The organism is Erwinia sp. E_sp_B01_1, from assembly GCF_036865545.1.
In the GTDB taxonomy this organism is placed as follows: Bacteria; Pseudomonadota; Gammaproteobacteria; order Enterobacterales; family Enterobacteriaceae; genus Erwinia.
Genome location: NZ_CP142208.1, coordinates 299475 through 314994, shown reverse-complemented (window position 1 = coordinate 314994; position 15520 = coordinate 299475). Strand labels below are relative to the sequence as shown.

At 55.5% G+C, this 15520-nt stretch carries 8 protein-coding genes and 1 pseudogene; 4 read left to right on the top strand and 5 right to left on the bottom strand.

All coding sequences use genetic code 11. The features are described from left to right. Positions 1-49: 49 nt before the first annotated feature. Positions 50-1063 carry a Gfo/Idh/MocA family oxidoreductase gene (locus tag VRC33_RS01365; protein ID WP_338560103.1) on the bottom strand — a complete coding sequence of 338 codons (1014 nt, stop codon included), beginning with the start codon at positions 1061-1063 and terminating at the stop codon, positions 50-52. 112 nt (positions 1064-1175) lie between these two features. Next, complete coding sequence (iolD, locus tag VRC33_RS01360) at positions 1176-3116, bottom strand: 3D-(3,5/4)-trihydroxycyclohexane-1,2-dione acylhydrolase (decyclizing) (RefSeq protein ID WP_338560100.1); 1941 nt, start codon at positions 3114-3116, stop codon at positions 1176-1178. A 544-nt stretch (positions 3117-3660) separates the two neighbouring features. Here iolD and iolC point away from each other — a divergent pair. Together iolC and VRC33_RS01350 are read left to right on the top strand one after the other, a co-directional pair. Next, positions 3661-5580: a 5-dehydro-2-deoxygluconokinase gene (gene iolC / locus VRC33_RS01355; RefSeq protein ID WP_338560098.1), complete on the top strand. Its 1920-nt coding sequence runs from the start codon at positions 3661-3663 to the stop codon at positions 5578-5580. A gap of 324 nt (positions 5581-5904) precedes the next feature. Next, entirely contained in the window at positions 5905-6744 is an 840-nt protein-coding gene (locus VRC33_RS01350) for a MurR/RpiR family transcriptional regulator (RefSeq protein ID WP_338560096.1), read from the top strand. A gap of 51 nt (positions 6745-6795) precedes the next feature. Here VRC33_RS01350 and fdhF read toward each other — a convergent pair whose 3' ends face one another. The 3 genes from fdhF to VRC33_RS01335 are packed head-to-tail and all read right to left on the bottom strand — an operon-like array spanning position 6796 to position 11406. Next, positions 6796-8946, bottom strand: a complete 2151-nt coding sequence (gene fdhF, locus VRC33_RS01345) for a formate dehydrogenase subunit alpha (RefSeq protein WP_338560094.1) — start codon at positions 8944-8946, stop codon at positions 6796-6798. Beyond that, entirely contained in the window at positions 8939-9475 is a 537-nt protein-coding gene (locus VRC33_RS01340) for a 4Fe-4S dicluster domain-containing protein (RefSeq protein WP_338560092.1), read from the bottom strand. The genes fdhF and VRC33_RS01340 overlap by 8 nt, the downstream gene beginning before the upstream one ends. Continuing rightward, positions 9472-11406 carry an FAD-dependent oxidoreductase gene (locus VRC33_RS01335; protein WP_338560090.1) on the bottom strand — a complete coding sequence of 645 codons (1935 nt, stop codon included), beginning with the start codon at positions 11404-11406 and terminating at the stop codon, positions 9472-9474. Before VRC33_RS01335 ends, VRC33_RS01340 begins: the two co-directional genes overlap by 4 nt. 365 nt (positions 11407-11771) lie before the next feature. Between VRC33_RS01335 and VRC33_RS01330 the strand changes: the two are divergent. Then, positions 11772-14989, top strand: a pseudogene (locus tag VRC33_RS01330) (molybdopterin cofactor-binding domain-containing protein). A gap of 10 nt (positions 14990-14999) precedes the next feature. Next, a complete protein-coding gene (locus VRC33_RS01325; protein ID WP_338560087.1) occupies positions 15000-15461 on the top strand; it encodes a (2Fe-2S)-binding protein in 462 nt (153 codons plus the stop codon). Positions 15462-15520 lie beyond the last annotated feature (59 nt).

The following is a 15520-nucleotide window of genomic DNA, read 5'->3' as shown; positions in this document are numbered from 1 at the left end:
CGGCAATTCAATTCAGTGGTTCCCCCACACAGGGTGGGGGAAAAGAAGCTTATTTGTTGTAGAACGCCGGACGAGGCGGAAGCTCAACGGGCTCTATAGCGCCACTCTCCTGCGCACGAAGGCAGGCATCGGCAGCAACGGAGGCGGCAAAACCATCCCAGGCTGACGGCCCCTGCAGCTTGCCGCTGGTGGCATCGTTGATGAAGGCCTGCAGCTCAACGTCGTAGGCATCAATAAAGCGGTCTTTCCAGTCGGTCAGGATAGTGGTGGCCAGCTTCGCCTCTTTGCGCATCTGCACCGAGGCCGGTTCAGGCAGCTTCGCAATACCGGTTTCACCTACCACTTCACACTGAATGTCATAGCCGTAGGCACAGTTGACGAATATCTCGACGTCTATACGGGTACCTTTCTGGGTTTCGAACAGGACAATCTGCGGGTCACGCAGCCTGGCATGGCTGTTTTTAGTGGAGCGGGGGAAGACCACCTGAACGGTTTTATAGTCGTCCTCGGTCAGCCAGCGCAGCACGTCCAGCTCGTGGATCAGCGTGTTGGTGATCGCCATATCCGTGGTGTAACTCTCTGGCACAGTGGGGTTACGGTGCGCGCAATGCAGCATCAGGGGCTCGCCGATATCTCCGTTAACGATCACCTGCTTAAGCGCACGGTAGCCTGCATCGTATGGGCGCATAAAACCGACCTGTACCAGGCGCTTACCGTAAGCGATTTCGGCATCCACAACGCGGCGGCAGCCTTCGGCACTCAATGCCAGTGGCTTTTCACAAAAGACCGGCTTACCCGCAGCGATTGCAGCCAGAGTGAACTCTTCGTGAGTCGGATCCCAGGAGGTGACAATCAGCGCATCCACATCCGCTGAACGGATAACATCATGGCCGTTGGCATAGACTTCCGCATCAAGGCCTAAACGGCTGACGATCCCTTTAGCCCCTTCGATATTGATATCCGAGACGGCGACCACTTTGGCCCCCTGCAATACTTTGCTGCAGCGACGGATATGTTCCTGACCGATAGCACCGGTACCAATAACGCCAAGTTTCAGAGTCATACAATGTCCTTGATAGGTAGGGTTCAGCACGGACACTTAACCCTGCCAGTTATGTGCTGGCAGTGGCCGGGTGTCCGTTCCAAAAAACAGAGTGATAAGGAAAAAGTCAGAATCAGTATTCGCGAGCCTGGCCGATATGCTCGTTCAGCATCCGTGCCACGGCATCCACACGTTCAGAATCAGAAACCTGAGCGCCGCCGACGCGCCACCAGCTGAAGTATTTGTGCACCATGGTTTTTGGCAGCACTTTGATATCAATCAGGGTAGAAACGGTCTGTTTTCGCGCATCTTCCAGCGCGTCTTTTAACTGTTCAAGCGTGGTCACGCGGTAAGTTTTACAGCCATAGCCTCCGGCAATTGCCGCGAAGTCCACCGGCACAAAGCCCCCGTTCAGCTTGCCGCCTTCGGCATTGCGGAAGCGGAATTCGGTGGTGAAACTGTCCATACCGTGTTCCATCTGCAGGTTATTAATGCAGCCGTTGGTCATGTTATCGAACAGCACCACGTTGATTTTGGCCCCCTCCTGGATGGAGGTGACCAGCTCCGAGTGCAGCATCATAAAGGAGCCATCTCCTACCAGGGTGTAAACCTCACGATGCGGCTCAGCCAGCTTTACGCCCAGCGAGGCGCTGACCTCGTAGCCCATGCAGGAGTAGCCATACTCCACGTGATAGCTGTTGTAATCTTTAGTGCGCCAGACGCGCTGAAGGTCACCCGGCAGGCTACCTGCAGCGGCGACTATCACCGAGTTCTTTGGGAGATGTTCATTCAGCGTCCCCAGCACGCTGCTCTGTGTCAAAAACGAGTCTGTCAGGCGGTTAAATTCGGCATAGACCGCTTCACGATCCAGATGATCGTCAATTTCCGGGATAAAACCGTCGTTGCTGTAAACCGCCTGATAAACGCGCTGGGTCTCTTTCAACAGTTTGCTTTGCGCCTGGGAAATTTTCTCCCCCCAGCCGCTGGTAAAGCCCTGTGCTGCCAGCCTTTCATCCAGCGCCGTCAGCGCTTCACGGGCATCTGCCACCACCTGCACGGCATCCAGCTTATAGGCGTCGAAAGAGCTGACGTTGATATTGATGTAGCTGACGTCCGGATTGTGGAATATCCATTTCGAAGCTGTGGTGAAATCGGTATAGCGCGTGCCTACTCCAATCACCAGATCGGCCTCTTTTGCCAGCAGGTTTGCGGCCAGACAGCCCGTTTCACCCACACCACCAACGTTGAGCGGATGATCGGAAACAAGCGTGCCTTTGCCAGCCTGGGTTTCGGCAAACGGAATCTGATGGCGCTCGGCAAACTGACGCAGCGCCTCACCGGCTTCTGAATATTTCACCCCGCCGCCGCAGACAATGATCGGTTTACGCTTACCGGCGATCAGCTTCAGGGCTGCTGACAGTTGCGCTTCCGTTGGCAGACGACGATCCAGCAGGTGCACGCGTTTCTGGAAGAAGTAATCCGGATAGTCATACGCCTCGCCCTGCACATCCTGCGGCAGGGAAATTGTCACCGCCCCGGTTTCCGCCGGGTCAGTCAGCACACGCATGGCGTTGATGCAGGCGGTCATCAACTGCTCCGGGCGATTTACACGATCCCAGTATTTGCTGACGGCACGGAAGGCATCATTGGTGCTGATGCTCAGGTCATGGCTTTGTTCAATCTGCTGCAGCACCGGGTCTGGCTGGCGGGTGGCAAACACGTCGCCTGGCAGCAGTAATAAAGGAATACGGTTAGCGGATGCGGTGCCCGCTGCGGTGATCATATTGGCCGCACCAGGCCCGACAGAAGAAGTACAGGCAATGATTTCCCGGCGCAGTTTCTGTTTGGCGTAGCCGATGGCGGCATGTGCCATCCCCTGCTCGTTGCGCCCCTGATGCACCACCAGGTCACCGCTGTCCTGCTCAAGCGCCTGCCCTATTCCCAGCACGTTGCCGTGCCCAAAGATGGCAAAGATCCCTTTTACAAATTTGGTTTCAACGCCATCTACCGACAGATACTGGTTATCCAGAAATCTGACCAGAGCCTGTGCTGTGGTGAGTCTGATCTTACCCATTTGCTCTTCCTTTACGGTACGGCGGAAAGTCAGAAACCTTCCGGGGTTCGTAGTCTTGTTCGCCACCGGTTGTTGACAATGGGCGATGGCTGTAAGTGAAACGTGAAGCGATTATAAACAAATATTTTTTTCATTAAACACGACTACAGAAGAAACATTTCATTTTGCGAGTGAGATCAAATTATGCGGTGAAATGACGCTGATAAAGATGACTGTGCGTCCAGATTTGAAACAATAAGATGAGGTTATAAGAAAGATGGGAAAATTCGTTTCACTTCAATGGCTTCTCAACTACAGATTTCTCACATTGGGAGCGGCTTCACATTGCCTGTACAGGGGGAACAGAGCAGGAGATTCGATCGCCGTGGATACCCTGTTCAAGAGTTTTATCCACTTCACACTTTTGGGGTATAAATTTCATTTTGTATTGAAGTTGAAATTTTTATTCTCCATACTCAGGCTCATATTCAGTCCGGGTGTCAGGTTCTGGCGAAAGCGCTGAAAAAGCTCAGCTAAGCCGGCTTATTAAAGAAGGAAAAAAGGTATGAGTACACAACAGAAACGGCTTGATGTGATTTGTATCGGCCGCATTGCCGTTGACCTTTATGGCCAGCAAATTGGCGCACGCCTTGAAGATATGAGCACCTTTTCTAAATACCTCGGTGGATCATCAGGCAACGTGGCTTACGGCACCGCAATTCAAGGCCTGAAATCTGGCATGCTGGCTCGCGTAGGTGACGAGCATATGGGCCGCTTTCTGCGTGAAGAACTGCAGCGTGTCGGGGCTGATACTGAATGCCTGATTACTGATAAAACCCGTCTTACCGGGCTGGTGATCCTTGGCATCAAGGATCAGGATACCTTCCCGCTGGTGTTCTACCGCGATAACTGCGCTGATATGGGCCTGACGCCGGATGACATTCAAGAAGATTACATCGCCTCTTCGCGAGCCGTAGCCGTGACCGGGACACATCTCTCCCATCCTGATACCCGCGCTGCGGTGTTGAAAGCCCTGGATATCGCCCGCAGTAACGGGCTGCGCACCGCGCTCGACATCGATTATCGCCCGGTGTTGTGGGGGCTGACCTCGCTGGGCGACGGCGAAACTCGCTTTGTTGAATCTCAGCACGTCACCCAACAGCTGCAGGAAGTGCTGCACTATTTCGATCTGGTGGTGGGTACGGAAGAGGAGTTCCATATTGCCGGAGGCAGCACGGATACGCTTACCGCGTTAAAAAATGTCCGTCAGTCGACCCAGGCGACGCTGGTCTGTAAGCGTGGGCCGATGGGCTGCGTGGTACTTGAAGGCGAAATCCCGGACAGCTGGGAGCAGACTAAGCTTCAGAGTGGCGTGCGCGTGGAAGTACTTAACGTGCTGGGCGCGGGCGATGCTTTTATGTCTGGCCTGCTGCGCGGCTGGCTGAATGATGAAAGCTGGGAACAGGCCTGCCGCTATGCCAACGCCTGCGGCGCGCTGGTGGTTTCCCGTCACGGATGCGCTCCGGCCATGCCAACCAAAGCCGAACTGGATGATTTCCTGAGCCGCGACAATGAGGTCAAACGCCCGGATCTGGACAGCCGTCTTAACCACCTTCACCGCGTCACCACGCGCAAACAGCAGTGGCCGGAACTGTGCGTCTTTGCCTTTGACCACCGTAAGCAACTGGTGGATATGGCCAACGAGGCGGGTGTTGATACGCACCGCCTGCCAGAGCTGAAAATGCTGCTGCTCCGGGCGGCAGAAGAAGCCGCCGGAGAAGCCGGGCTGAACGGCCGCAGCGGCATTCTGGCAGACACCACCTTTGGCCAACCGGCACTGAATGCCATTACCGGCAAAGGCTGGTGGATTGGACGCCCGATTGAGCTGCCCAGCTCCCGTCCGCTGCGCCTTGAGCATGGAAACATCGGTTCACAGCTGGTCGACTGGCCACAGGAACACGTGGTGAAATGCCTGGTGTTTTACCATCCGCAGGACAGTGCAGAACTGCGAAAAGAGCAGGATGAGCTGGTGCTGGACGTCTGGAACGGCTGTAACAAAACCGGACACGAATTGCTGATGGAAGTGATCCTGCCGGAGAGCAATCCGGACAAGCAGGAGTCTTATTATCTGGATATTCTCAGCCACTTCTACTCCCTGGGCATTCAGCCGGACTGGTGGAAGCTGCCGCCATTGCAACAGGAGAGCTGGGAGGCAATCAGCGGGCTGATTGAGCAACAGGATCCGCATTGCCGTGGCATTCTGCTGCTCGGCCTGGACGCGCCAGAAGAGAAACTGAAAGCCGGTTTTGCCGCCGCCGCTAAAGCGCCGTGGGTAAAAGGATTTGCCGTCGGGCGGACTATCTTCGGTCAGCCTTCCCGCCAGTGGCTGCAGGGCGAACTGGATGACGATGCCCTCATCGCGCAGGTGAAAAATAATTACCAGCAGCTGATTAACTACTGGCGCGAGGTTCGCCCGGCGCAGTAATTATCTTTGAAGGGGCGGCGATCTGGCAGGATCTTTCCGTCAGTGCATTTTCTGACTCACGGGGATCCGCAACGGTTCCCGCCCCACTTTTCCTGCTCACCTCTCCCTCCGAAATGCTTCCAGCCATTACTGCAGATCCGCACTTATTTTATATCGCGAAGTAAAACCAGCCGGCCCTGAAGTTTTTCACAGCGTAAATTGTGATTCGTTTCATATCCCGATGAAATAAACCTCCTGTTTTACGTTAGAAAGTGAAATTTTTTGTTCATCTGGTAGAATAGCGACCAGAAGAAAATGACTTATTTTATTTAGCGAGCCGAAGTAATGACCAATAACCCGACCCAGCTTTCTCTGTTACAGGACGACATTCGTCGTCGCTACGATACGTTGAGTAAACGCCTGAAGCAGGTGGCTCGCTACATTCTCGACAACAGCAACAGCATCGCTTTTGACACCGTGGCCTCCATTGCCCAACAGGCAGATGTGCCGCCCTCCACGCTGATCCGCTTCTCCAACGCTTTTGGCTTCAGCGGCTTCAACGAAATGAAACAGGTTTTTCGTCAGCATCTGATGGAAGAGACTGTTAACTACACTGAACGTGCCCGTCTGTTCCGTCAGACCTCTACGGATGAATCAGCTACGCCGCCTGAAACTCCGGCTGAGATCCTCAACGTGTTTACCATGGTCAACTCGCAGGCGTTGCAACAGCTGGCCATGCAGACCAACCCTGAGCAGCTCAATAAAGCGGTAGAGTTGTTGAACCAGGCAGAGAATATTTATGTCATTGGCCTGCGTCGCTCGTTCAGCGTGGCTTCTTATCTGACCTATGCATTGCGCCATCTTGAGCGCCGCGCCTTTCTGATTGATGGCCTGGGCGGCATGTTTACCGAGCAGCTGAGCATGGTGAATCCTAAAGACGTAGTGATTGCTATCAGCTATTCGCCTTACGCCCGTGAAGCGGTGGAATTAGTTGAACTGGGTGCCAAACGTGGTGCTCATCAGATTGCGATCACTGACAGCCAGGTCAGTCCGCTGGCCGCTTTCAGCGATGTCTGCTTTGTCGTGCGTGAAGCCCAGGTTGATGGCTTCCGTTCACAGGTCGCATCACTCTGCCTGGCGCAGACCCTGGCGGTATCGCTGGCGCTGAATAACGCCGGGTCCTGATATTTGCCAGGCCGGGAGAAAGGCCTCTCCTCCCGGCCTGGCTTCTTCCTCTCAGCCCAGCGGCTCAGCCGCTTCAGCCAGACGCGCTTTCATCTGCTGATAGCTCTCTGCCACGTACTGTTCCGCCCAGGCAGCATCCTCAATTTTTTCCACCCTTACCGCACAGTATTTAAATTCAGGCGTTTTCGCGATCGGATCCAGACTGTCGATAGTCAGCTCATTGCAGGCACCGATCCACCACTGGTAAGTCATATAGATCGCTCCCTGGTTAGTGCGTTCACCGATCTCCGCACGGCTGATCACCCGACCTCGCCGGGAAACTATCCACACCAGCTCCCCCTGACTGATGCCCAGACTTCGCGCATCTTCAAGGTTAATCTGTACCCTGCCCGGTTCATCGGCCTGGGCACTCAGCGCATGGCAGTTGCCGGTCATAGATCGGCAGCTGTAGTGTCCCACCTCTCTGACCGTGCACAGCACCAGTGGCCACTCCTTATCGACCGGCTCTACCGGTGGGCGCCAGTCACAGGCGAACAGAATGCCTTTACCTGAAGGGCGGGAAAAATGATTCCCTTCATACAGGTAAGGCGTTCCGGGATGGGATTCATCCGGACAGGGCCACTGAACATAGCCCAGGTCAGCCATTTTCCCCCAGCTTGCCCCGGCATAAAGTGGACAGAGCGCCCGCAGCTCATCCCAGATAGCTTCATTGTTCGCGTAGTGCATGGGATACCCCATCGCCTGCGCCATCCGGCTGATAATCTCCCAGTCTGGCAGGACATTGCCTTGCGGCTCTACCGCTTTATAAAAGCGCTGGAAGCCCCGGTCGGCGCTGGTGTAGACACCTTCATGCTCGCCCCAGCTGGTAGCAGGCAGGATTACGTCAGCCATTTCCGCCGTTTTGGTCATAAAGATGTCCTGCACGATGACCAGATCCAGCTTCGCCATCGCTTTTCGCATTAGCGCTAAATCCGGCTCCGTCTGCAGAGGATCTTCACCCATGATCCAGTAAGCCCGTAGCTTGCCTTCCAGCGCCAGATGGGGGACATCGGTAATCGCATGCCCGACTTTACCACTCAGCGACTCCACACCCCAGGCCGTGGCAAACTTCGCCCGCACCTGGTTATCCGTCACCGGCTGATAGCCCGGAAAGAGGTTTGGCAGCGCGCCCATATCACAGGCTCCCTGCACATTATTCTGCCCCCTGACAGGCCCGACGCCGACGCCGGGACGACCAAAGTTACCGGTAGCCAGGGCCAGACTCGACAGCCCCTTAACCACATCCACTCCCTGCCCCCACTGCGTCACTCCCATCCCCCACAGAATGGTGGCGTTTTTCGCTCCGGCATACAGCCGCATCGCTTCACGGATCTGCGCGGGTTTCAGCCCCGTCACTTCTTCCACCGCTTCTGGCGTGTAACGCTGAACAATCTCCTGCCACTCCGCGACCCCTTCAACATGCTGGCTCAGATAGTGGGTGTTCCACAGCCCCTCGTTGATCAGCACATTAGCAAAGGCATTCACCAGCGCCATATTGCTGCCATTTTTCAACGGTAGCCACAGGTCTGCCAGCCTGGCACTTTCGATATAGCGGGGATCGCAGACAATGATTTTTGCCCCGCGTGCCTTAGCGCGAAGGATACGGCGGGCAACGATAGGGTGGGAATCGGCGGCGTTGTAGCCAAAAATGAGCAGGCAATCGCTGTGCTCAATATCCTTCAGCGAATTGCTCATCGCCCCGTTGCCCAGCGTGGCCTGTAAACCGGCAACGGACGGGCCGTGGCAAACCCTGGCGCAGCAGTCAATGTTATTGCTACCCAACACCGCCCGCACAAACTTTTGCATAACATAGTTAGTTTCATTGCCTGGCCCGCGGGATGAACCTGTGACCATAATGCTTTCTGCGCCATGACGCGCCTTGATCTTCTTCAGCCGGGAGCTGGCAAAAGCGATGGCCTCCTCCCAGCTTACGGCTTCGAAAGGTCCACCTCGTTTACGACGAATGGCAGGCTGCTGCAAGCGTGGCGTCAGTAGCCTGGTATTGTTTAAAAATTCCCAGCCAAAGTAGCCTTTCAGGCAAAGCTCGCCCTCGTTGGTCACTCCCTGCGCGCCACTGGCACTGATGATTTTTCCCTGGTCAATCTTAAGCTCGATCTTGCAGCCGCAGCCGCAATACGGACAAACGGTTGTCACCTTATCCATTGATCCACTCCTTGTGTAAAAGCTGGCCACCCGCCAGGCTCTCAATCGCCACCTGTTGCTGTCGTTTTTGCTGCTGAAGACTGAGGTCGCCTGGCGTGAGAAGGAGAAGTGCGTCGGTCGGGCACACGGCGATACAAACCGGTCCCTCTTCATGCCCGGCACACAGGTCGCATTTTCTGATTAACGGGATGCTGTGCCGGGCTTCATCGGACTGGCTGACAATCTCAATAGCGCCAAAAGGGCAGGCAACCATGCAGCTTTTGCAGTCGATGCAACGCAGGGGGATCATCTCTACTGAGTGCTCCCCTTTTTGCAGAGCCGCCACCGGGCAGGCAGCAACACAGGGGGCGTTTTCACACTGTCGGCACATCACAGGGACGCTGACTGCGCCCTGCTTAACCACCTTCAGCCTTGGAAAATAGTGCTCCGCTCCTACTGCAATCGTTCCTGCATGAATCACAGCACAAGCCACTTCACAGGTATGACAGCCGATGCATTTTTCGGCTGAAGCCACAATCATATTGCTCATGATGCCTGCTCCCTGAGCCTGATTTGCTCATTAAACATCTCAATCATCTCTCCGGCGCTGCGGCGTCCTGCTGCCATCGCCGTAACCACCAGATCGGCGCCATGTACAGCATCTCCGGCGGCGAAGACTTTGCCGTTGTGGGTCTGGGTCGACCTGCCTTTCTCTCCGGTTTTAATCAACCCCCAGCGATCGAAGCGGATACCCTGCCCGGCAAGCCAGGGCATCTCATGGGCCTGAAAGCCAAAGGCCATGACCAGCGCATCCGCCTTCAGCACAAATTCCGAGCCAGCCAGCGGTTGCGGCCGTCGTCGGCCATCACTTCCCGGCGCGCCTGGTACAGTGCGGATCATTCCGATGCCGCTGAACCGGCCTTGCTCATCAAGTTCGATAAACTGCGGCTGAAGGTTGAACATAAATTCCGCGCCTTCCTCACGGGCGTTAGTCACTTCCTTTTTCGAGCCAGGCATGCTTTTTTCATCCCGCCGGTAGGCGCAAATCACCTGTTTTGCCTGCTGACGGACGGCAGTTCTCAGGCAATCCATCGCCGTATCTCCGCCACCCAGCACCACCACTTTTTTATCCCTGAAGGAGATAAAGGGTTGTTTTGGATCATCCTCCAGCCCCATTACCCGGCGCGTGTTGGCGATCAGGTAAGGCAGCGCCTGCATAACGCCGGGAGCCTCTTCATGCTCCAGCCCGGCCTGCATCAGGCCATAAGTGCCCACGCCCAGGAACACCGCGTCATACCCTTCCAGTAAATCGGCAAAGGCGATGTCACGGCCTATTTCGCGGTTGAGATGAAAACGGATACCCATCTCACTGAAAATGGCCCTGCGGGTGGTCAGCAGTTGTTTATCCAGTTTGAAAGAGGGAATGCCGAAAGTCAGAAGGCCGCCGATTTCAGGGTGACGATCGTAAACATCCACGCTAACGCCCTGGCGTATCAGAATATCGGCACACCCCAGTCCCGCCGGCCCGGCGCCGATAACAGCTACCCTTTCCGCACGGGGCTGTACCCCCTGCATGTCCGGACGCCATCCCTGAGCAAGCGCCTGATCGGTGATATAACGCTCGATGTTTCCTATGGTGACTGCGCCAGAATGACCATTCAGCGTGCAGGCGCCTTCACAAAGGCGATCCTGGGGGCACACGCGCCCGCAGATTTCAGGCAGGCTGCTGGTCTGGTGGGAAAGCTCCGCCGCTTCCGTAATCCGCCCCTCCTGCGCGAGCTGAATAAAATCGGGAATGGCGTTATGAAGCGGGCATGTCCAGTTACACCAGGCTTTGCGGGAACAGTGAATACAGCGTTCTGTTTCATAGCCGGCCTGTGACGCGTTCAGTCCGGCATAAATCTCCTTAAAGTGCTGTTTTCGCTCATCGGCCGGGCATTTGCGTGCGCCGATCCTGGGAGGCTTATCCAGCAGTTTCTGTCCCTGCCCGGCTGCTGAGCGGGATTCACTGCCCGCACTTGCGCGCTGGCGATGCTGATGAAGTCTGGACAGCGCCGCCTCATCCATCAGCTGCAATGCCTGAGCAGGGCACTCACTGACGCAGGCTGGCTGACCAGACGAGCTTTGCTGACAAAGGTCGCATTTCATCATCCGCTCTGGGGATGCCGCCTGCTCAATCGCACCGAAAGGACAGGCCAGCAGACAGTTTTTACAGCCGATGCATTTCTCTTCCCGCAGATGTATAAATCCCTGTTCGGCCACCAGCGCATCACAGGGACAACTGGCGACGCAGGGAGCGTTATTACATTGACGGCAGGTAAGCGGGACTATGGCTTCCCCCGCGGCGACAAGGTGAATACGCGGCCTGAACTCGCTGCGTTCTGAGGGCCAGAGCTGCTCATTATGCGACAGTGCACAGGCCACCTCGCAGACATGGCAGCCTATACATTCACCCGGGTTAGCAATGACAAACCGATTCATTTGGTTATCCTTTTTTGCGGCACAGGGCCACCTGCTGAGCGCAATGCAAAAAAGGGGCTAGATTGCGGAAAGCGCCAAAAAACCGGCTGATTTGTGAAACGCTTCGCAAAAAGACAGGTTGCCCTCCCTCCACCTCTGCCGCTCTGCCGGCTGATGCGAGAAAGCCTCTCTCACAATGAGAAAAAAATGCGTCAAAGTGAAAAATCGCTTCTTGTACCAGAGGGTTAGCAAGGATTTCACCGTAATAAAAAGGACATTTTTCTAATTGCCCTCACAACTCCGCACCAACTTTGGCCGTTCTCCTTTCTCTGGCACATCCCTTGCTTTACACAGCCACACGGGTGCATATCAGGAGAATAAACCCTATGGAAACGTTATTTGTGGGCAGTGAAGTTCCGCGTGTTGACGGGCTGGCAAAGGTCAAAGGCGTGGCGATTTACGGCGACGATATGGTGCTGAAAGGGATGTTGTATGGCGTCTGTCGCTACGCCGACATTGCCTCAGGCCGGATTGAGTCTCTGGACATATCAGAAGCGGAGAAAATGCCCGGCGTGGTGAAAATTGCCACCTGGAAGGATATTCCCGGACAGACCCACATTGGGGTTGTTATCCCGGATTATCCGCCACTGATTGACCGTGAAATTGCTTTTCGCGGCGATGTGATTGCCATTGTCGCGGCAGAGAGCTACGAAGCCGCCTGTCTGGCTGCCGAAAAAATCAGAGTGACCTATACCCCCTGGACTCCGCTGACGTCGGTCAGAGAAGCGATGATGCCCGGCGCACGACTGATCCACAGCGACAGAGAGAACAACATCATTAATCACCATCACACTATGAAGGGAGATATTGAAGCGGGTTTCGCCGCTTCAAGCCATATTTTTGAACGCGATTTTGAGGTGGGTTTTCAGGAACATGCCTATCTCGAACCCGAATCCATCACCGCTGGCTACGATGATAATGAGCAAATCATTACCCTTTACGGATCGATTCAGAACGCGCATCGCGTGCGGGGGATGGTAGCGAAATACCTCGATTTGCCGCAGGCAAAAGTCAATGTAAAACGGTCAGTGCTCGGCGGCTCTTTTGGCGGCAAAGATGACATTATCGATCACCTGGCCTGCCGCGCCGCATTACTGGCACAGCTCACCGCGCGCCCGGTCAAAATGACCTATAACCGCGAACAGTCGATGCGCGAAAGTTATAAGCGCCATCCCTACCTGATGCACTACAAAATCGGCCTGGATGACCAGGCACGTATTCAGGCGATCAAGATCGACATCCTCGCGGATGGCGGCAGCTATGCCGGACAAACCGTTTTTGTCACCTGGCGAAGTTCGGTACAGGCCGCCGGCCCTTACAACATCCCGAACGTGCGTGTTGATGTTACCGGGGTTTATACCAACAACAATTACACCTCTGCCTACCGTGGGTTTGGCGCGCCACAGGTGATCTTTGCCAATGAGTCGCTGATGGATGAAGTCGCGGAAGCGTTGAATATGTGCCCCATTGAGCTGCGGCGGCGAAACGTGCTGCGCCAGAACGATACCAGCATGGCAGGCCAGGTATTCAGCGACCACACCGTATCAGCAGGGGAAGTGCTGCAAAAGGCGGTGGACAGCACTGAATTTATCGCACGGCAAAAGCATTATCGTGAACTGAACAGCAAGGGCGGGCCGGTGCGTTATGGCATTGGGTTGGCGCTCAGCCACCGTGGCTGCTCATTGGGTGCAGAGGGGCTGGATGCCTCTTCCGCGTTGATTCAGGTTAATGCCGACGGCAGCCTGAATATCTCCACCTCGGTCTCTGAAAATGGCCAGGGATTACAGACCACCATGTCGCTGATCGCTGCCGAAGCTTTTGGCGTGGGTCTGGATCGCATCAGTTTCACCGATCCGGCCACCGCCATGATTGCCGACGGTGGCTCAACGGTGGCCTCACGCGGGACCTTAATGGGCGGACAGGCCATCCTGAACGCTGCGGATAAACTCAAGCGCAGAATGGCCGATGCGGTAGCGGAAAAACTGGGGGCCAGCGGCCTTGACGAACTGGTCTGGGAGAACGGCAAAGTCTTTAACCGTCTGCAACCTTATAACCGGCTGAGTTTCCAGGAAGTAGTGGATCTGACCAGGGCTACCGGTGCCAACCTCTCCTCTTATGGCTGGCATGTAGCGCCCGATATCCACTGGGATGAAGAAAAAGGCTGCGGCAGTCCCTACTTTACCTGGGTATACGGCTGTCAGGTGGCCGATATCGCGGTGGATACCCGCACGGGGAAAATTACCATCAACAAAATCACCGCCGTCCATGATGTGGGCAAAGTGATCAACAAGGTAGGGTTTGAAGGCCAGGTTTACGGCGGCGTGGTACAGGGAATGATCGGCTACGGCATGCTGGAAGAGTTCAATATTGAACAGGGTGAGGTGAAATCAGAAAACTTTGATACCTACCTACTGCCCACGATCAAAGATGTACCGGAGATTGAGATCGTTGCCGTGGAAAACCACGATCGCGCCGGCCCTTATGGGGCAAAAGTCATTGGCGAGCCGGTGCTGGAACTGGGCGGCGCGGCATTAAACAACGCCGTCAGTTTTGCGCTTGAGCGCCGGAATTATGTCCTGCCACTGACCCTTGAACAGGTGCGTCTGGGCTATGCCCTGAAAAAACCGGTGCGGCAGAGTGAGATGCTGGCGGAATCAGAGGAGAAAAAACAGCTTCTGCGGCTGAATACCCTGCAACTGACCCGGGCCGTCACGCTGAGTGACGCTCTGCAAGCGCTGGCGGATGGTGTAGCCAGGCCGATAGCCGGGGGAACCGATGTGCTGGTACAGGCGAGGTTAAAATCCGCGGCGGTTCCACTGGTGGATATTTCTGGTCTGGCCGAGCTGAAAACCATCTGTGCCTGTGGAGATGCTCTCTCCATCGGTGCCGGGATCTGCTTCAGCGACCTCACCGCCCACCCAATAGTGCAGCAGCGTTATCCGCTGCTGGTCACCGCCTGTAATACCATTGGTTCACTGCAACTGCGTAACCGCGCAACGCTCGGCGGGAATATTGTCAACGCAGCCCCCTGTGCGGACTCAATGCCCCCGCTAATTATCTACGACGCCATCATAGTGATACAGAGCCTGAAGGGCATACGCCATGTGCCCTTAGCCGAATTTGTCACCGCCGGCTACCGGACTCAGCTTGAAGTGGGTGAACTGGTCACGGCCATTATCCTCCCCCTCCCTGCGAAGATGCCGGGCTACAGCAGCGCTACCTGCAGCTTGGCCGCCGTAACGCCCTGAATATTACCCGCCAGAGCCTGACCGGGCAGTTCACTTTCAATCCCTCGGGGATCCTGACGCGATGCCGGCTGGTAGATGGCGCGCTGTTTTCCAGACCTCAGCGATTGATTGCGGTTGAGAAGGCGTTAACCGGACAAAAACTCAGTGCCGCACAGACAGATGCCGCGATAAAAGCGCTGGAAACGGAGCTGGTTGCGGCCATTGGCAACCGCTGGTCAGCCGCCTATAAAGTGCCTGTGGCGCTGGATATGTTGCGCCAGATGCTTGAGGAAGCGCAGGAAAGCCGGAACAAATAAGGAAAGTAAGATGAACACAATCAGTCTCAAAGTGAACGGGATCCGCGTGGAAAAGCAGGTGGATGATAATCGCCGTCTGCTGGATTTTCTGCGGGAAGATTTGCAGCTAACCGGAACCAAAGAGGGCTGCTCGGTCGGAGAATGCGGCGCCTGCACGATTATTATGAACGGAAAATCCCTGTGCTCCTGCCTGCTGCTGGCGGCACAGTGTGACGGCGCGGAAATCACCACCATCGAAGCGCTGCAGTTTGACGAGCCGGGACGAAAATTACAGCAGGCGTTTGTCCGTCACGGCGGTGTGCAATGTGGTTTCTGCACGCCTGGCGTGCTGATGAGTACCAAAGCCCTGTTGGATAACCATCCACAACCGGATGACAGCCAGATAGCGGAAGCGCTGGAAGGCAATCTTTGCCGCTGCACGGGCTATCACCCCATCATTACCTCAATCAAAGCGGTACTGAAGGAGCGTTGATAACCCCGCCGTAATGCCCGCTCAGCCGGGCATTACGGTAACTGCCGTACCGGATGTAA